The organism is Solidesulfovibrio fructosivorans JJ] (assembly GCF_000179555.1).
In the GTDB taxonomy this organism is placed as follows: Bacteria; Desulfobacterota; Desulfovibrionia; order Desulfovibrionales; family Desulfovibrionaceae; genus Solidesulfovibrio; species Solidesulfovibrio fructosivorans.
The window spans coordinates 46199-64553 of sequence record NZ_AECZ01000009.1 but is presented as its reverse complement, the minus strand read 5'-3'; the positions used below and the strand labels follow the sequence as shown (position 1 = coordinate 64553).

At 62.8% G+C, this 18355-nt stretch carries 9 protein-coding genes; 4 read left to right on the top strand and 5 right to left on the bottom strand.

Annotated elements, in window-relative coordinates; translation table 11 throughout:
- Window positions 1-20 precede the first annotated feature (20 nt).
- Genes cyoD through cyoA form a run of 4 tightly spaced genes read right to left on the bottom strand, consistent with a single transcriptional unit; the run spans window position 21 to window position 3918 of the window.
- On the bottom strand, window positions 21-353 hold the full coding sequence (cyoD, locus tag DESFRDRAFT_RS08190) for a cytochrome o ubiquinol oxidase subunit IV (RefSeq protein WP_005992911.1): 333 nt from the start codon (window positions 351-353) through the stop codon (window positions 21-23).
- Window positions 350-964, bottom strand: coding sequence for a cytochrome o ubiquinol oxidase subunit III (gene cyoC, locus DESFRDRAFT_RS08185; RefSeq protein ID WP_005992910.1), 615 nt, complete (start codon window positions 962-964; stop codon window positions 350-352). Before cyoC ends, cyoD begins: the two co-directional genes overlap by 4 nt.
- Window positions 965-1004: 40 nt before the next feature.
- A complete protein-coding gene (gene cyoB / locus DESFRDRAFT_RS08180) occupies window positions 1005-2990 on the bottom strand; it encodes a cytochrome o ubiquinol oxidase subunit I (protein WP_005992909.1) in 1986 nt (661 codons plus the stop codon).
- A gap of 1 nt (window position 2991) precedes the next feature.
- Window positions 2992-3918: a ubiquinol oxidase subunit II gene (cyoA, locus tag DESFRDRAFT_RS08175; RefSeq protein ID WP_005992908.1), complete on the bottom strand. Its 927-nt coding sequence runs from the start codon at window positions 3916-3918 to the stop codon at window positions 2992-2994.
- A 591-nt stretch (window positions 3919-4509) separates the two neighbouring features.
- Here cyoA and DESFRDRAFT_RS08165 point away from each other — a divergent pair.
- From DESFRDRAFT_RS08165 to DESFRDRAFT_RS08150, 4 genes are all read left to right on the top strand, one after another.
- On the top strand, window positions 4510-6036 hold the full coding sequence (locus tag DESFRDRAFT_RS08165; protein ID WP_005992906.1) for a B12-binding domain-containing radical SAM protein: 1527 nt from the start codon (window positions 4510-4512) through the stop codon (window positions 6034-6036).
- Window positions 6037-6253: 217 nt separating this feature from the next.
- Window positions 6254-14908 (top strand): GH36-type glycosyl hydrolase domain-containing protein, encoded by an 8655-nt coding sequence (locus tag DESFRDRAFT_RS08160; protein WP_005992903.1) that lies wholly within the window; start codon window positions 6254-6256, stop codon window positions 14906-14908.
- A 291-nt stretch (window positions 14909-15199) separates the two neighbouring features.
- The gene (locus DESFRDRAFT_RS08155) at window positions 15200-15562 is read left to right on the top strand and encodes a hypothetical protein (protein ID WP_005992901.1); all 363 of its coding nucleotides are present in this window, start codon (window positions 15200-15202) and stop codon (window positions 15560-15562) included.
- 92 nt (window positions 15563-15654) lie between these two features.
- Window positions 15655-16725 (top strand): AI-2E family transporter, encoded by a 1071-nt coding sequence (locus DESFRDRAFT_RS08150; protein ID WP_144004976.1) that lies wholly within the window; start codon window positions 15655-15657, stop codon window positions 16723-16725.
- A 152-nt stretch (window positions 16726-16877) separates the two neighbouring features.
- Here DESFRDRAFT_RS08150 and DESFRDRAFT_RS08145 read toward each other — a convergent pair whose 3' ends face one another.
- Window positions 16878-17957, bottom strand: coding sequence for an ATP-binding protein (locus tag DESFRDRAFT_RS08145; protein WP_005992898.1), 1080 nt, complete (start codon window positions 17955-17957; stop codon window positions 16878-16880).
- Window positions 17958-18355 lie beyond the last annotated feature (398 nt).

Here is an 18355-nt window from a genome sequence, read left to right as displayed (position 1 = left end):
CCGCAGCCGGCCGTATGGCCTTACATACGGGAGTGCAGGCTGTACATGATCCATAACGATCCACCGATGAAAAGGAACATGATGAAGAAGGTGAACAGCAGCGACAGCATGTTCCAGTACATGCCCGAGGATCTGTCCAGGTGGAGGAAGTAGTGCAGGTGGACGACGATCTGGATCACGGCGGCGGCGTAGAGACACGCCAACGTGGCACCATGCGGCAAGGCGCCGGTCATGACCAGGGCAAAGGGGATGACGGTCAGGACCAGGGAGAGGACAAAGCCCAGGGTGTAGGTCCGAAAGGAACCGCTGCCGGCCCGGACGTCATTGTCGCCGGAGGCGTGCGTCTGGCTCATGACATGACCCCCATCAGGTAGACGACGGTGAAAAGCCCGATCCAGATGATGTCCAGGAAGTGCCAGAACATCCCCAGGCGGGCCAGACGGGAACGCACGGGCACGGTGAGGCCCTTGGTCAGGATCTGCCCCATCATGACGGCCAGCCACAGCAACCCCACGGTCACGTGGGCGCCGTGGGTGCCGACCAGCGTGAAAAAGGCCGAAAGAAACCCGCTGCGCTGCGGTCCGGCCCCGGCCAGGATCAGCCTGTGGAATTCGCCCAGTTCCATGACGATAAAGCCCAGTCCCAGCAGGAAGGTCAGCGCCAATCCGGCCAGACCCAGGCCTTTTTTCCCGGCCCCAAGGGCCAGCGAGGCGTAGCCGAAAACCACGCTGCTCGTCAGCAGCAGCATGGTTTCGACGAAGACCTCGGGCAGGTGGAAGAGCTCCCTGGCCGAGGGACCGCCGGCCGTGTTGGGGGCCAACACCACGTACGTGGCGAAAAGCGCCGAAAACACGATCAGGTCGGTCATGAGATAGAGCCAGAAGCCCAGGGCGTGCAGGCCCGGGGCGTCGTGATCGGCGCCGTGTCCGACCGGCCCGGTCATGGTCGCTGTGTCCGTGGTCATCGTGTCACCTCGTAAAAGATCCCGGTAGGAAGCATGGTCCTTACGAACCCGCCGGCGCGGCCGCCATGGCTTGGCGGCGCTGGTTCTCGATGCGTTCGACCTCGGCGGCGGGGATGACGTAGTGGATGTCGTCATCGCCGGCCCGGGCGATCACGGCCACGACGATGCCGAGCAGGCCGGTCAGGGCCAGCCACCAGATGTGCCAGATCATGGCGAAGCCGAACAGAAAGGCGAGAATGCCGATGATAAAGCCGTATCCGGTGTTCTTCGGCATCTCGATGTCTTCATAATGGTCCGGCCGGGCATAGGCGATGCCCTTTTCCTTCATGTCCCAGAAGGCGTCGATGTCGTGCACCACGGGGATGGTGGCGAAGTTGTAGATGGCCGGCGGCGAGGACGTGGCCCACTCCAGGGTGCGGCCGTCCCAGGGATCGCCTGTCACGTCCAGATTGGCCTGGCGGTTTTTCAGGCTCACGACGAGTTGCATCAGCATGCAGCCGATGCCGCATAAAATGATCAGCGTGCCCACGGCCGCGATGATGAGCAGCGGTTGCCAGGCCGGGTTGTCATAGTGTTGCAGGCGCCGGGGCATGCCCATGAAACCCAGGATGTAAAGCGGCACAAAGGCCAGGTAGAAGCCGATCAACCAGCACCAGAAGGTGCGCTTGCCCCAGGTTTCGTCAAGGGTGAAGCCAAAGGCCTTGGGGAACCAGTAGACGTAGCCGGCCAGAAAGCCGAACAGCGTGCCCGGGATCAGCATGTTGTGGAAGTGGGCGATGAGAAACAGGCTGTTGTGGACCACGTAGTCGGCCGGCGGAATGGACATGAGGACGCCGGTGAGGCCGCCGAGCACGAAGGTCGTCAAAAAGCCGATGGTCCAGTACAGCGGCGTGGTCAGGCGTATTCGGCCTCGATACATCGTGAAAAGCCAGTTGAAGACCTTCACCCCTGTGGGGATGGCGATGAGCATGGTGGAGATGCCGAAAAAGATGTTGACGTTGACGCTCGCGCCCATGGTGAAGAAGTGGTGCACCCACACGGCGAACGACAGGAACATGATGGCGGCCGTGGCATAGACGAGCGAGGTGTAGCCGAAGATGCGCTTGCTCGAAAAGGTGGCCACGACTTCGGAAAAAACGCCGAAGGCCGGCAGGATGACGATGTACACCTCGGGATGGCCCCAGGTCCAAAAGAGGTTGGTATAGAGCATCATGTTGCCGCCGAAGCCGTTGGAGAAAAAGTGCATGCCCAGGTACCGGTCGAGCGCGACAAGGGCCAGGGCCACGGTCAGGACCGGGAAGGAGAAAATGAGCAGCACGTTAGTGAAGATCGACGTCCAGGTGAAAAGCGGCAGGCGCATGAGCCTCAGTCCCGGGGCGCGCATCATAAGGACGGTCACCAGGAAGTTGACGCCGGTCAGAACCGAACCCACGCCGGCGATCTGGAGGGACCACAACCAGTAATCGACGCCGGTGCCCGGGCTGAAAGCCCGTTCGGTCAGGGGCGCGTAGCCCGACCAGCCGGCCTTGGAAAACTCCCCCACCCCAAGCGAGACCATGACCAGCAAGGCCCCGGCCACGGTCAGCCACAGGCTCACCGCGTTCAGGAACGGAAAGGCCACGTCGCGGGCCCCGATCTGCTGCGGCACCACGATGTTCATCAGCCCGGTCAGAAAGGGCATGGCCATGAAAAGAATCATGATCGTGCCGTGGGCGCTGAAAATCTGGTTGAAGTGGTCGGGCGGCAGGAACCCCTGGGAGGCGCCCATGGCGATGGCCTGCTGGGAGCGCATCAGGATGGCGTCGGAAAAGCCCCGCAACAGCATGATCAGGGCCACGATGATGTACATCACGCCGATTCGCTTGTGATCGACGCTGGTGAGCCACTCCCGCCAAAGGTAGGGCCATTTCCTGAAGTAGGTGATGAGCCCGAGGATGAGCAGGCCAAGCAGCACGGAACCGACGACCGCCCCCATGACGATGGGGTCATGGTAAGGGATCGCGGCGAGAGTCAGTTTTCCAAGCATGTCAACGCTCCTGTGCGGCATCGGGCTGGCCGTGTCCGCCATGCCCCTGGGCGTGCATCATGATATCGCCGTAATGGGGGGCCATGGGCGCGGCCTTGTGCATCACGTATTCGAAAAGCCCCGGGGCGATCGAGGAAAAGAACTGGACGGGGACCTTCTCGCTTGGCTTTCGCAGGGCGTCGAGCCGAGCGATATCGAGCTTGTCAGGCGAAGCCTTGACCTTTTGCACCCAGGCCTCGAAGTCCTGCTGTGACAGGGCCCTGGCCGCAAACGTCATGGTCGAGAAACCGCGACCGCTGAATTGCTGGTTTTGCCCGGCGTACACGCCCTCGACATCGGCCATGAGGTGCAGCCGCGTCTGCATGCCGCCCATGGCGTAAATCTGGCTGCCAAGCTGGGGGATGAAAAAGGACGTCATGACCGTGTCCGAGGTGAGCCGAAAGCTCAGCGGCACCCGGGCCGGGAACACCAGCTCGTTGACCACGGCAATACCCTGCTCGGGGTAGATGAAAAGCCACTTCCAATCGAGGCTCACCACGTCGATGCGCAGCGGCGCGACCCCGACGTCGAGGGGGCGGTACGGGTCGAGGCGGTGGGTCTCGCGCCAGGTGATCACCGAGAGCACCAGCACGATGGCCAGGGGCACGAGCCAGACCACGGTTTCGATCCGGCCACTGTGGGTCCACTTGGGATCGTATTTCGCCTTGGGATTCGAGGCCCGGTACTTCAGCGGGAACCAGATGGCCATGACGATGACCGGCACGACGACCAGCAGCATCAGGACAAAGGCCACGATGATCAACCGCCGCTGCGAATCGCCAATGGGTCCCTTGGGATGGAGAAGGACCATCTCGCTGCAACCGGCAAGCGACGCCGCGATGCCAAGCAACGCCAGGGCAACGAGCGCGACGACCACACTTTTTTTCATGTGCCCCCCAATGTCTTGAAAAATCCAGACTTACTCAATTATCTACTTTTTCTCCAAGGGGTTGTCAACGCGCCGTGCATTTGATGCGTGGAAGCGGACGGCGTTTGGCCGTGCTTTGTGAACAGATGGGGGACGCGGTCGGATCTCAAGGCGTCCGGCCTGGACCTTGACGGCCAGGCCCCAGTCATGGGCGGAAAGATTCACCGGACGTCGCTGCTGGACGGGACAAATGTCAAGCTGGACGGTGCGTACGTGGGTTACCTGGACGGTAAGCCGGCCGGGGTCATCCAAAATCATAAACCGGCGAGAAGACCAATTTGAAAGCGACTGACCACGTGCTCTTAGAGTGACATAGGGAAGGTGTCTTTATAAGTCGGCATATTCGCCAGTGCCGTCAGACAGTTATGTTGCAGCCTCAAGTCCAGAGAACTATTTGTCTATGAAAATCGACAAGTTGTATCGCAGAACGAGGCTTCACAGGAAGGAGCGGTGAGAATAATTGTTAAAGAACTTTTTTATTTTTTGCGCTATACATGAAGGAAGTGCCGGACTCGGATGTGACACATGCCAACGGGCGGGGGATGATACATCATGAAAACTCTTCTGGTTTATCCAGTTTATCCAGACACCTTCTGGAGCTTCAAACATATTTTGCCGTTTATTTCCCGAAAAGCGGCCTTTCCGCCGCTGGGCCTGCTGACGGTCGCCGCCATGCTGCCGGCGCAGTGGGACAAGCGACTTGTCGATGCCAACGTCGCGCCCCTTCGCGACGAGGACCTGGCCTGGTCGGACATGGTTTTTATCAGCGCCATGGTCGTGCAGGAAGCCGGTGCCAAGGACGTCATCGCCCGCGCCAAGGCCATGGGGAAACGCATCGTGGCCGGCGGACCGGCCTTTACCGCCCAACCCGAGCGTTTCCAGGGCGTGGACCATTTCGTCCTCAACGAAGCCGAGACCACCTTGCCGCTCTTTCTCGAGGACTTGCGCCGGGGAGCGCCCAAGCCTCTTTACACCACCTCCGAGCGGCCGGACATCGCCTGCACGCCCATCCCGCAATGGGATCTGATCAACTTCCGGGACTATGTCACCATGTCCGTGCAATACTCACGCGGTTGCCCGTTCGATTGCGAGTTTTGCGACATCGTGGTCCTCAACGGCCGACGTCCCAGGGTCAAATCCCCCGACCAGATGCTGCATGAAATAGAAAGCCTTCACGACGCCGGCTGGCGCGGCCCGGTCTTTATCGTGGACGACAATTTCATCGGCAATATCGCCTCGGTGAAGCAGTTCCTGCCCCGGCTCATCGACTGGCAGACGCGGCATGGCTATCCCTTCAAATTCATGACCGAGGCAAGCATCAACCTGGCCCGGGATGGCGAACTGGTGGGTATGATGAGCAAGGCCAATTTCCATAAGGTCTTCATCGGCATCGAGACGCCTTCCACGGACAGCCTCAAGGAATGCGGCAAAAAGCAGAACGTGGCCATTGATTTCCCCCAAGCCATCAAGATCCTGCATCAAAACGGCTTACAGGTCATGGGCGGGTTCATCGTCGGGTTCGACAGCGACACGGAAGGCATCTTCGAACAGCAAATCCGCTTCATCCAGAAAATCGGGGTGGTCACGGCCATGGTCGGCATTCTTACCGCCATGCCCAAGACACGGCTGTGGAGCCGGCTCAAGGCCGAAAACCGGCTCCTTGGCAATGCCACGGGCGAGAACACGGACGCCAGCCTGAACTTCATCCCGATCATGCGCCGCGAAACCCTGATCAACGGCTACAAAAACCTTCTGTCCACGCTTTACGCACCCGAGTATTACTATGACCGTATCAATACATTTCTAAAAAACTACAATCCGACAGCCCGGGGCAAGCTTGTCTGGAGCGATCTCCGCGCCTTTCTCAAGAGCCTGTGGCGCATCGGCATCCTGTCCCGGGCCAGGTTCGGGTATTGGAAGCTCATTATAAAAACAGCCCTGACCAAGCGGAAGGCCCTGCCCGTAGCCGTGGAACTGGCCATCCTCGGCCGGCACTTTCAGTTAGTCGCCAAGCGGGCCTTGCAGGCCAAGGATGGGTGGGCCGACGAGCCTCTGGAGAACACCTCCCATCCCCTGTGAGGCAGGAGCGGCCAAAGGGAGCAACGGCCGAGGACGCGTGGTGCCTTGTGCCAGCGTCGCAGGAGCGCGCGCCTCGGTCTCTTGGCAATAACGCACAGCAATCTCACCGAATGTTGAGACCAAATACAAGGGTGACAACCAGGCTTAAGATCGCCGCAAACAGATGACGGGAGGCCACACCTGCGCGCAAGATCTCGGGCTCGATCAAGGAATGCACATGCGCATGAAAGAGTTCGGATTGAAAACCCGGGCGCGCCACGCCCTGCGTAACGATCAGAATACCGAGTTGCTGCGCTCGGAACTGTATAGTCTCAAGCAGCTCACGCTTCACGCCGTCAAACTGGCCGGCCTGCACGTCCTTGATCCGCACCCCGGTCCGGACATGTTGCTGCCTCGGCTCGCGGACAATGCGCGGGCGTTGCGGGCGGCCTACGACATCGTGACGGTCACGGCCATGCCGGGGGGGCGGGTCGTGCCGGCCGAGGCCTGGTTGCTCGATAATTTCTATCTCATCGAGCAGCAGATCAGTCTGGCCCGCCGGCATCTGCCCCGAGGCTACAGCCGGCAGTTGCCGCGACTGGCCGAGGGGCCGTCGGCCGGATTCCCCCGCATCTATGACCTGGCGCTGGAACTGATCTCGCACATGGACGGCCGCGTCGACAACGACAACGCCACCCAGTTCATTGCCGCCTACCAGACCGCCACACCCTTGATGCTGGGCGAATTGTGGGCCTTCCCGATCATGCTCCAGCTCGCGCTGCTGGAAAACATCCGCCGCATCGCGATCCGCATCGCGCGTCGGCGCGAGGAACGCGACGCGGCCATCTTCTGGGCGCAACGCATGCAGGCCACGGCGGAAAAGGAACCGAAAAAGCTTATCCTGCTGCTGGCCGAATTCGCCAACGCCGATGTGCCGTTGACCGCGGCCTTTGTGGAGGAATTCCATGCCCGGCTCCATACCCAGGGAGCCTCCATGGCCTTCATTCAGACCTGGATCGGCCAAAAACTCCTCGAACAGGGAGTGACCGCCACCCAACTGTCCGAGGCGGCCGGCCGGACCGCCGCGACCAACCAGCTTTCCATCGCCAACAGCATCGGCAGCCTGCGGTTCATCGGGGCCATGGACTGGAAGAAATACGTCGAGTCCTTAAGCCTCGTCGAACAGACCTTGCGCGAGGATCCGGCCGGGATGCACGCCCTCCAGGATTTCGCCACCCGCGACCGATACCGGCATGTCGTCGAGGAGGTGGCCAGGGGCAGTTCACAAAGCGAACTGGCGGTGACCCGGCAGGTCCTTTTGCTGGCGCGCGCGGCGGCGCAGCGCCGCGGCGCCGACGACCGCACCGCCCATGTCGGCTACTACCTGCTCGACAAGGGACGCCCCCTGCTGGAACGGGCGGTCGAGTGCCGCCTGTCGCTGGCGGCCCGGGCAGGACGGATGCACCGGACGGTCCGTCTGGTCTTGTACCTCGGTTCCATCCTGCTGCTGACCAGCCTTACAGTCTGGGTCGCGTTGACCGCTTTCGGCGGGTTCGCGCCGGGAGACTGGCAGTATTGGCTTGTCGCGATCACCGGCGCGCTCGGCGGTTCGGCCTTGGCCGTCCCGCTGGTCAACCTGGCCGCGACCTGGCTTTTGCCGCCGCGCACCCTGCCCCGGTTGGATTTTTCCCAAGGCATCCCGGCCGAGCACCGCACCATGGTGGTCGTTCCGACCTTGCTCGGCTCCCCCCAAGACATCGACAGCCTGGTCGAAGCCCTGGAGATCCGCTACCTCGGCAATCGCGACCCCAATCTGTTTTTCGCCTTGCTGACGGATTTCCCCGATGCGCCCGAGCGCGTGCTGCCAAACGACGCCGCCTCGCTCGCCCATGCCCGCGCGGCGCTTATGGCCCTGAACGCCACCTACCGCGACGACCGGCCGTGCGTCTTCTTCCTGTTCCATCGGCCCCGGGAGTGGAACCCTTCCGAGCGGACCTGGATGGGCCACGAACGCAAGCGCGGCAAGCTCGAACAGTTCAACGCCCTGCTGCGGGGGGAAGCCGCGTCCGCTTTCTCGGAGATCGTGGGCGATGCGTCCATCCTCTCTTCGATCCGCTACGTCATCACCCTGGACACCGACACGCAACTGCCCCGGGACGCGGCCCGGGCGCTTGTGGGCAACATGGCCCATCCGCTCAACCGTCCGGTCTACGACGTCGCCAAGGGGCGCATCGTCTGCGGGCACGCCATCCTGCAACCCCGCGTGTCCATCAGTCTGGCCAGCGCCGGGCAGTCTCGTTTCACGAAGCTTTTCGCGGGCGAGGCCGGCATCGATCCCTATACCCGCGAGGTGTCCGACGCCTACCAGGACATTTTCGGCGAGGGATCGTTCATCGGTAAGGGCATCTACGATGTGGACGCCTTCCGCCAGGCCGTGGACGGGCGCTTTCCGGAAAACCTCATCCTGAGCCACGACCTTTTGGAAGGCGGCTATGCCCGCTCCGCCCTGGTGACCGACGTGGACCTCATCGAGGAACACCCGATCAGCTACGCCATGGACGTCAGCCGGCGGCACCGCTGGATACGGGGCGACTGGCAACTGGCCGGTTGGCTTATGCCGCGCGTGCCCGGGCCCGCCGGAACTGGCGGCGGAAAAGCGCGGCGACAACCCAATCCGCTGACGGCCCTGTCGGTGTGGAAGCTGTGCGACAACCTGCGCCGCAGTCTCGTCGCGCCTTCGCTGTGCGCCTTGCTGGTCCTGGGCTGGCTCTTTGGGCCCGGGCCGGCCTGGTTCTGGACGCTGCTGGTCGTGGGGGTGGTCTTTTTGCCCGTGTTGCCGGGCGCCTTGCTCGAACTCGTGCGCAAGCCCGGGGATCGGGGTTGGCTGGCGCAGTTGCGCCAGACCGGCAAATCGGCCGGCCGCCCGCTGCTGCTGACGCTGTTGACCCTGGCCTTTTTGCCCTACGAGGCGCTTGTCTGCCTGGACGCGATCGCCGGCTCGGGCCTGCGCATGCTGTTCACGCGGCGCGGCCTCCTGCTGTGGCACGGACCGGCCTATGCGCGGCGCAACGCACGCCGCTCCCTGGCCGATTTTGCCCTGGAGATGTGGTTCGCGCCGAGCCTGGCCTCGGTCCTGGCCTTGGCGCTGACGCTTGGCCAACCGGCGGTCCTGCTCTCCTGCGCGCCCGTCCTGCTCCTTTGGCTGGTCTCGCCGGTCGTGGCCTGGTGGATCAGCCGGCCGCTTACGGCCCCGGTACAAGTGCTGACCATTGACCAGCGAACGTTTTTGCGGGGAGCGGCCCGGCGCACCTGGCACTTCTTCGCGCAATTCGTCGGCCCGCGCGACAACTGGCTGCCGCCCGACAACATTCAGGAATACCCGGCGGAGATGCTCGCCTCGCGCACCTCGCCGACGAATATCGGCCTGTCCCTTTTGGCCAATCTGGCCGCCTGGGATTTCGGGTACATTGGCACCGGAGAATTGCTGCGCCGTACCGAGGCCACCCTGGCGGCAATGGAAAAATTGGAACGCTACCGGGGCCATTTCTACAACTGGTACGACACGCGCTCACTCGCCCCACTTCGTCCCCAATACGTCTCCACAGTCGACAGCGGCAATCTGGCCGGCTGCCTGCTTACCTTGCAGGCGGGACTGGCCGAGCTCAAGGACCGGCCGGTGCTGTCCCCCCGAGCCTTGGCAGGGCTCGAGGATACCGTGCGGGTGCTGGCCGAACACGTCTCCGCCTCGCGCGCTCCGGATATCGCCAGGCAGGTGGCGCAGCTTCAAGACGCGCTACGCGACGCCAGGCAGCAGGGCCCACCAGGCGACCTGACGGCCGTCGGCGCGGTCCTGGCGGCGCTCACGGCCATGGGGAATGGCCTGCTGGCCGCACTGCCCCGGGACGACGCCGCCGACGCCGCGCTGCATGATTGGGTGCAAGCCTTCAACCGGCAGGTCCATGCCCTGTGCGAAGAGCTCCGCTTGTTTGCGCCAGGGGCAGAAGCGCGCGAGCACAACCCGACCCTGGCGTCCTTGGCCGGGGAGGGCGCGCTCACCGCCGAAACGCCCCCCCAGGCCCGGGAAGCCCGGCGACGCCTTGGCGTCATCGACGACTTGCTGGAACGCTGCCACGAATTGGCGACCATGGATTTCACCTTTCTCTACGACACGTCGCGCGACCTGCTGGCCATCGGCTACGACGTGGGCGAACGCCGGCGCGACCCATCCTGCTACGACCTGCTCGCCTCGGAAGCGCGCCTGACCAGCTTCCTGCTCATTGCCGAAGGGCAGCTGCCGCAGAAGCACTGGTTTTCCCTGGGCCGCCTGCTGACGAGCCATGGCGGCGACCCGAGCCTGATTTCCTGGAGCGGCTCGATGTTCGAGTACCTCATGCCGCAACTCGTCATGCCGAGCTATGCCAATACGTTGCTCGAACAGACTTGCCAGGCCGCCGTGTCGCGCCAGATCGAATACGGCCGGCAGCGCGCCGTGCCCTGGGGCATTTCCGAATCCTGCTACAACGCCGTGGACCTGAACCAGGCCTACCAGTACCGGGCATTCGGCGTGCCCGGCCTGGGCTTCAAGCGGGGGCTCGGCGAAGATCTGGTCATCGCGCCCTATGCCAGCGCCCTGGCCTTGCTCGTGGCGCCACGGGAAGCCTGCCGCAACCTGGAGCGCCTTGCCGCCGAGAGCTTCCAGGGCGTCTACGGCTTCTACGAGGCGATCGATTACACCCCCGCGCGCGTGCCCCGGGGAAAAAATCACGCCGTCATCCGCGCCTTCATGGCGCACCACCAGGGGATGAGTCTGCTGGCTTTCGCCCAGGTCTTGCTGGACGAGCCGATGCAACGCCGGTTCATGGCCGCGCCCTCCATCCGGGCGACGCAGTCGCTTCTGCAGGAGCGGGTGCCGAAAAACGAAGCCACGCTGCACCCGCACACCGCCGAAGTGAGCGCCGCCGCCCGTCCGCCGGCCACGGAAGCGGGCGCGATCATGCGCGTCTTCACCGACCCGGATACGCCCCTGCCCGAAGTCCATCTGCTCTCCAACGGCAGGTACCACGTCATGGCCACCAGCGCCGGCGGCGGCTACAGCCGCTGGCAGGATCTGGCCGTCACCCGCTGGCGCGAGGACGCCACCTGCGACGACTGGGGCACGTTCATCTATCTGCGCGACCGCGACTCGGGGCGGTATTGGTCCAGCGCCCACCAGCCGACGCTGCGCCCGGCCGAACGCTACGAGGCGGCCTTCGTGCAGGCGCGGGCCGAATACCGGCGACGCGACCAGGGCATCGAAACCCACACCGAGATCAGCGTTTCGCCCGAGGACGACGTCGAGATCCGTCGGCTCACGCTGACCAACTTGTCCGCGCATCCCCGGCAGATCGAGGTGACAAGCTACGCCGAGGTCGTGCTCGCCCCGCAAAATGCCGACCTGTCCCACCCCGCCTTCAGCAACCTCTTCGTGCAGACCGAGATTCTGCCCGACCGGCAGGCGATCCTGTGCACGCGCCGGCCGCGCACGCCGGACGAACGGACGCCGTGGCTGTTCCACCTCTTCGCCGCTCCCGGCGTGGCCGCCGGCGAACCCTCCTACGAGACCGACCGTGCCGCCTTCATCGGGCGGGGGCGAACGGCGGCCAATCCCCTGGCCCTGTCCGGCGACGGCAGCCCGCAGGCGCTCTCCAATACCGCCGGCGCGGTGCTCGATCCCATCGTCGCCATCCGTCGCGCCATACCCTTGTCCCCCGACGCCGCGGTGACCGTGCAGATCATCTCCGGCGTCGCGGACACGCGCGAGGCCGCCCTGGCCGTCATCGACAAGTATGGCGACCGGCACTTCGTCGAGCGGGCCTTTGAAATGGCCTGGTTTCAAAGCCAGGAGGCGCTGCGCCACCTGGGTGCGGCCGAAGCCGACGCCCAGGTCTACGGACGTCTGGCCTCCTGCGTCGTTTTCGGCAACGCCCTGCACCGCGCCGCGCCAAGCGTCATCACCAGAAACCAATTGGGCCAGTCCGGGCTGTGGCGTTTCGCCATTTCCGGCGACCTGCCGATCGTCCTGGTTCGCATCGGCGACAGCGACCGCATCGATCTGGTCGCGCAGATGCTCGCGGCCCATGCCTATTGGCGCATGAAGGGACTGGCCTCGGATCTGGTGATCGTAAACGAGGATTACTCGGGCTACCGGGCGGCGCTTCACGACCGGATCATGGGGCTTGTCCACGCCGGGCCCGAAGCGGCGGTCATCGACCGGCCGGGCGGGGTTTTCGTACGCCGGGCCGAAGAACTCTCCGAGGAGGACCGGGTGCTTTTCCAGACGGTCGCCCGGGTCGTGCTGAGCGATTCCGCCGAGACCCTGGCCGAGCAGGTGGAACGCCGCCCGCCGGCCAGGCGTTTGCCGCAACGACTGGAAACCTCATCACGACAGCCCCCCGAACCGGTCGGGATGCTTCCCGCGCGCGAACGCATTCTGGAAAACGGCCTGGGAGGATTTACGCCCGACGGACGCGAATACGTCATCAGCCTGGAGCCCGGCCAGACCACGCCCGCGCCCTGGGTCAACGTCATCGCCAGCCCCCACATCGGCACGGTCGCAAGCGAGTGCGGCAGCGCCTACACCTGGGCGGAAAACGCCCACGAATTCCGGCTGACCACCTGGCGCAACGACCCCGTCGGCGACGCCGGCGGCGAGGCGCTCTACCTGCGCGACGAGCGGACAGGGGCGTTCTGGTCGCCGACGGGACTTCCCGCCCGAGGCCGGTCCGGCTATGTCTGCCGGCACGGCTTCGGCTACAGCGTGTTCGAGCATGACGAGGGAGGCATCTTTTCGGAACTCTCCACCTATGTCGCCATGGACGCGCCGGTCAAATTCCTGGTGGCGCGGCTGCGCAACCATTCTGGGCGGCCGCGCCGCCTGTCGCTGACCGGCTACTTCGAACTGGTGCTCGGGGAGTGGCGTCATACCAACATCCCGCACATCGTGACCGAAAAGGACCCCCTGACCGGGGCGGTTTTCGCCCGCAACGCCTACGGCCGGGAATGCGGCGGCCGGATCGTCTTTGCCCAGGTCAGCGAGCGGGAACGCACGGTGACCGGAAACCGGACCGAATTCCTCGGCCGAAACGGCAGCCCGAATAATCCCGCCGCCCTTGGCCGCAAGTTTCTCTCGGGCAGGACCGGGGCCGGCCTCGATCCGTGCGCCGCCCTCCAGACCCGGCTCGAACTGGCCGAGGGAGAAGAGCGGGAGATCGTCTTCCTCCTCGGCGCGGCCGGGGATGCCGACGAGGCGCGGCACTTCATCGAACGCTTCGGCGGTCCGGCCGGGGCGCGCCAGGCCCTGGAAACGGTGTGGGAACACTGGAACCGCACCCTTGGCGCGGTCAACGTGGAGACGCCCGATCCCGCACTCGATGTGCTGGCCAACGGCTGGCTCCTCTACCAGACGCTGTCGTGCCGGCTCTGGGGCCGCAGCGGCCTGTACCAGTCCGGCGGGGCCTACGGATTCCGCGACCAGTTGCAGGACACCATGGCCCTGGTCCATGCGGCGCCCTGGCTGACCCGCGAACAGCTGCTGCGCTGCGCCGGGCGACAGTTCCTCCAGGGCGACGTGCAGCATTGGTGGCATCCGCCCAATGGCCAGGGCGTGCGCACCCATTTCTCCGACGATTATTTGTGGCTGCCCTACGCAACCGCCCGGTACGTGCTGACGACCGGGGACACGGGCGTCCTCGACGAGGTCGTGCCGTTTTTGGAAGGCCGCGAACTCGATCCCGACGAGGAGTCGTATTACGATCAGCCGCAACGCTCGTCGGAAACGGCCAGCCTCTATGAGCATTGCGCGAGGGCCATCCGCCACGGGCTGCGTTTCGGCGCGCACGGCCTGCCGCTTATGGGCTGCGGCGACTGGAACGACGGCATGAACCGCGTCGGCCGGGGCGGCCGGGGCGAAAGCGTCTGGCTGGCCTGGTTTCTGTTCGAGAACCTGGAGCTGTTCGCCGGTCTGGCGCGCGGCCGGGGGGACGCGGCCATGGCGGAGACATGCGCCGTGCAGGCCGCCCGGTTGCGCGAGAACATCGAGGCCCAGGCCTGGGACGGCGACTGGTACCGCCGGGCCTACTTCGACGACGGCACGCCGCTTGGCTCGTCGGAAAACGTGGACTGCCAGATCGACTCCATCAGCCAGAGCTGGGCGGTCCTGTCCGGCGGCGGCGATCCCGGACGGGCCAGGCAGGCCCTGGCGGCGGTGGACGAGCGTCTCGTGGACCGCGACGCACGGTGCATCAAGCTGCTCGCCCCGCCCTTTGACGCCTCGGACCTCGACCCCGGCTACATCAAGGGCTACGTGCCCGGGGTGCGGGAAAACGGCGGCCAATACACCCATGCCGCGATATGGGCCGCCATGGCCCTGGCCCGGCTTGGGGAGGGGGAACGCGCCTGGGAGTACTTCTCCATGCTTACCCCGGTCAGTCACGGGAATTCTCCGGAGGCCATCGCCCGCTACAAGGTCGAGCCGTACGTCATGAGCGCGGACCTCTACGCCGCGCCGCCCCACACGGGTCGGGGCGGCTGGACCTGGTACACCGGGGCGGCCGGTTGGATGTACCGGCTGACCGTGGAAACGCTGCTCGGCCTTACCCTGGAGGTGGACCGGCTGCGCATCGCGCCGTGCCTGCCGACGCATTGGGATTCCTACAAAATCCACTACCGCCACCGCGAAACCGTGTATCATATCACGGTCAGGCGTCTTGGCGAAAAGGCCAGGCGGAAAATCCAGGTGACGCTGGACGGCGTCATGGTCAACGAAACGATCGAGACGGGAGTTGGACGTGCGCAGGGCCTGATCCCCCTGGCGGATGACCGCCGGGAACACCATGTCGCGGTGGATGTACGCTGACGGCAGCGCCGTTTAAGGCGTCTGTGCCCGTCGCTCAGGGGAATACCCACGGGAAAGGGGCTCTTCCCCGCGCTTCTTGCGGAGCTTCGGGATGAGCCTCCCCAGGGACGGGGCGTCTTTGCGCAAATCGTCCCTTAGGAGGCCTCGGAAGAATGCCGCAAAGATATCCAGGCAGGATGGACAAAATATTATAATGTAATATATAGTAAAAGTAGCAAAAAAACTCTAGACCATTCTCTTGAGAAACGCTCGTGAAATGGTTTTTAAAAAATATTTTAAAAAAAGGCCGCCATGTACAACTTATTCAAACTTTGTTCCCAGCTGGCTGCTGCTTTCGCAATCCTGTTTCTTGTCTTGATATTTCCTGCACATGCAATGACGCTTCCTATCCATGGAGCGGTGCTCAACAGCACCGAGACCTTCACCGGGAAGGCGACGGTGCATTTTTGGGGCGATGGGAATTTGACCCTCACGACGAACAAGGGCGTGATCTGCAAGGGTGATTTTGTTCATGCGTCCCAGCAGAAAGGCAATGGCACGGTCACCTGCGAAGACGGCCGCCTTGGCTCCTTCGAGTTCGTCACCGCCGGATTCTCGGGTACTGGCGCCGGCATGATCGGCGCCGAGCACTTTGACTTCCGTATCGGGAAGTAGTCGCGCCGGTGGTCCTCCCGTTTCACGAGACTCCCCGGGACCGGAGACGCCGCCTGCGACGATGCGGGACATAAATGCCACTGGCGAAAAACATGGCACCATCACCGGACTTCTATCGGCCTTTTCTTCTGGCCATCTTCCTGGCGGCCATCGCGATCATGGGCACACTCCTGTGGCCATTCAGGCATGCCATGGTTCTCGCCCTGGTCCTGGCCACCCTGGTACACCCCTTGCGGAGGCACCTGCCCCGCCCGGTCCAAACGCGCCGGTTCCTTGCCGCAACCATCCTGACCCTGCTGACAATCCTGTTCGTGCTTCTGCCGCTGGCCGGGCTGGTGACCCTGCTGACCAGCGAGGCCGTCACGTTCATTCACACGACCATCACCTGGTTTCGGACCGGCGGGCTTACCGAAGCCGTGGCCTGGATCCACGCCCTTCCCCTGCCGAACTGGGCCAAAGGCTACCTTGACGTATCCTCAATCGATTTGCGCAAAATCGAGACCTTGGCCTTGTCCTCCGGGGGGGACATCGGCCTGTGGTTCCTTTCGGCCGGCAAAGGGGTTGCCAGCATGGGGCTGCAACTGCTCGTGCTGGTCATGTTCCTTTTTTATCTTCTGGCCGAAGGGGAACGTCTCACGGAGTTGCTGCGCAAGGCGTCGCCGCTGCGGCGGGATCAGGAAGACGCGATCATCGCGCGGTTCAAGGCGGTGTCCCAGGCCGTGCTCCTGGGAGGGCTGGGCACCAGCGTCGCCATCGGGGTGGTCACCGGCATCGGGCTTTGGATCGCGGGGATAAGTCCGCTGCTCTGGGGGGCCGTCGCGGTCATTGCATCGCTGATACCCGTTGTGGGACTCAGCCTGATCATGCTTCCGGCGATTATTTCCCTTATCGCCACAGGCTCGGTCAAAATGGCGATCTTCCTTGCGCTCTACTGGCTTCTGGTCGTCAGTTCGGTCGATAACGTCGTGCGCCCGCTTTTCATGCGCGGCACGGCGCGCATGTCCCTGGTCTGGGTTTTCGTCTCCATCATCGGCGGGGTGCTGATGTTTGGCCCCCTTGGTCTCTTGTATGGACCTTTGGCGCTCAGCATCTCGTTTCTCTTCCTCGAAATATTTTTCGATGCCCAAAATGAGGCGGACGACACGTCGTCGCCCGAACCTTGAAATGGTGAAAAGGATGGGACGGGAAGACTCTTCAGAAGTATGCCCTGGGCTTGGGGTGATGCGTTGCCGGCAGCAGGAAGCGCGTTTTTGCATTGTCAGGCAGCCTCTCCCGTACGAAATTCGAGGAGGCCGCCCGCGATGTTTCAGGCGCGTTAGACCCGCGAATAGGTGGCGACGTCTTCCTTGAATTCCTCGACCATGGCTTCCGTAAGGGACGGTCTGAAGGCGGCGATTTCCTCGGTGATCATGTCCGTCGTCACCGGGATATTGCTCCTGCTCTCGCATTCCATTTCAAAAGCATGTTGGGCGACGATCTGGAAGAGATATTCGAGGTCCGCCGGAGTGAACTTCACCGTCAAGGGCACGATGCGGTCCATATCAATAATCCCGGTGTTCATCTTCGCCAAATAGTATTCGAGAATGGTTCTTCTTCCGTCGTCATCCAGGGTTCCCACCGGAATGATGCAATCGAAGCGTCCGGGCCGCAGCAGGGCGGCATCCAGCTGACGGATATAATTGGTCGCGCACACGAGCAATACCTTGTTGCCCTGGCTTTTTATAAGCGGCACCTGTTTGAGAAATTCGTTGGTAATGGACCTGTCGACCCGGTTGGCACTATCCCGACTGCCGGCGAACTCCTCGAACTCGTCAATAAAGAGGACGACTTCATCCAGGCCGCGTACTTTTTCCATTATTTCGCGTAGGTGCGCCCCTATCCTGTCCACGCCGTCGATCATGAGCATACTCGGCGCGATTTCAATGAACCACCAGGCCAGCCTTCCGGCCATGGCCTTGACGAAGTGGGTCTTGCCCGTGCCGGGAGGACCGAAAAATATGATGGTCTTGGGCGGGATGACGCCGTGCTTCCGTGAGAGGTCCCCTTCAATCAAGGGGAGGACAATCCTTTTTTGAATCAGCTGCTTGGGTGGCTGGGTGTCGGAGATGGTGTCCCAGATGTCCCGGCTGATGGTGCGTGCTCCCATTTGCACAAGCAGTTTTTCCTGGTTGTGCGTGGCGAGTTCCTCGTCCGTTCCGATATTTTCGAGGAAGTCGTTGCAGGCGATCCTGAATCCGACATCCCGGTTCAGCCTTTCGGACAGGATCCACTTGTGTTGCATGATTTTCTGCCAGAGGTCGGTCGCGACGTCCGCATCGAATTTGGCGCCGCTGGCCTCGAAAATCTTGCTGGCACACACCTCGGGGGCAGGTGACTCGAATATTTTTTGATCCAAAATATCAACTCCTTATTGCGGCATTTCTCGATAACGCCGCTTTCCCTAAAATGGTGGCGCATCGATACGCACCTGGGCTGGAAGATCGTTACGGCAAATACGTATCTGTCGTTTATGCATCCAATATAATAAGACATGATCGAATATTGTCACGATGTATTTTTTGAAATTTATGCTGCGGTTATGGAATAAAATTCCAACTATCATTGGCTAATGACTGTAATTTATTATATAGTTACTCAAGATGCAAACTTATTGAAATCGAAATTCTGGGCATTGCAGACTATCATTTCGCTTCGATATGACTGCACTATAAGTTGTTATATTCATGGATCCCACGTCGTCCCGGGGCTTTTGGGACTTTACTGTCTGGATTGGCGAAAGGAATCGAGCCATGA

Excerpts from the sequence above, each read along its gene's own strand:
- cyoC (WP_005992910.1), bottom strand. The coding sequence starts at position 964 with ATGACCACGGACACAGCGACCATGACCGGGCCGGTCGGACACGGCGCC.
- DESFRDRAFT_RS08150 (WP_144004976.1), top strand. The coding sequence starts at position 15,655 with ATGGCACCATCACCGGACTTCTATCGGCCTTTTCTTCTGGCCATCTTC.
- DESFRDRAFT_RS08160 (WP_005992903.1), top strand. The coding sequence starts at position 6,254 with ATGCGCATGAAAGAGTTCGGATTGAAAACCCGGGCGCGCCACGCCCTG.
- DESFRDRAFT_RS08165 (WP_005992906.1), top strand. The coding sequence starts at position 4,510 with ATGAAAACTCTTCTGGTTTATCCAGTTTATCCAGACACCTTCTGGAGC.
- cyoB (WP_005992909.1), bottom strand. The coding sequence starts at position 2,990 with ATGCTTGGAAAACTGACTCTCGCCGCGATCCCTTACCATGACCCCATC.
- cyoA (WP_005992908.1), bottom strand. The coding sequence starts at position 3,918 with ATGAAAAAAAGTGTGGTCGTCGCGCTCGTTGCCCTGGCGTTGCTTGGC.
- cyoD (WP_005992911.1), bottom strand. The coding sequence starts at position 353 with ATGAGCCAGACGCACGCCTCCGGCGACAATGACGTCCGGGCCGGCAGC.
- DESFRDRAFT_RS08155 (WP_005992901.1), top strand. The coding sequence starts at position 15,200 with ATGTACAACTTATTCAAACTTTGTTCCCAGCTGGCTGCTGCTTTCGCA.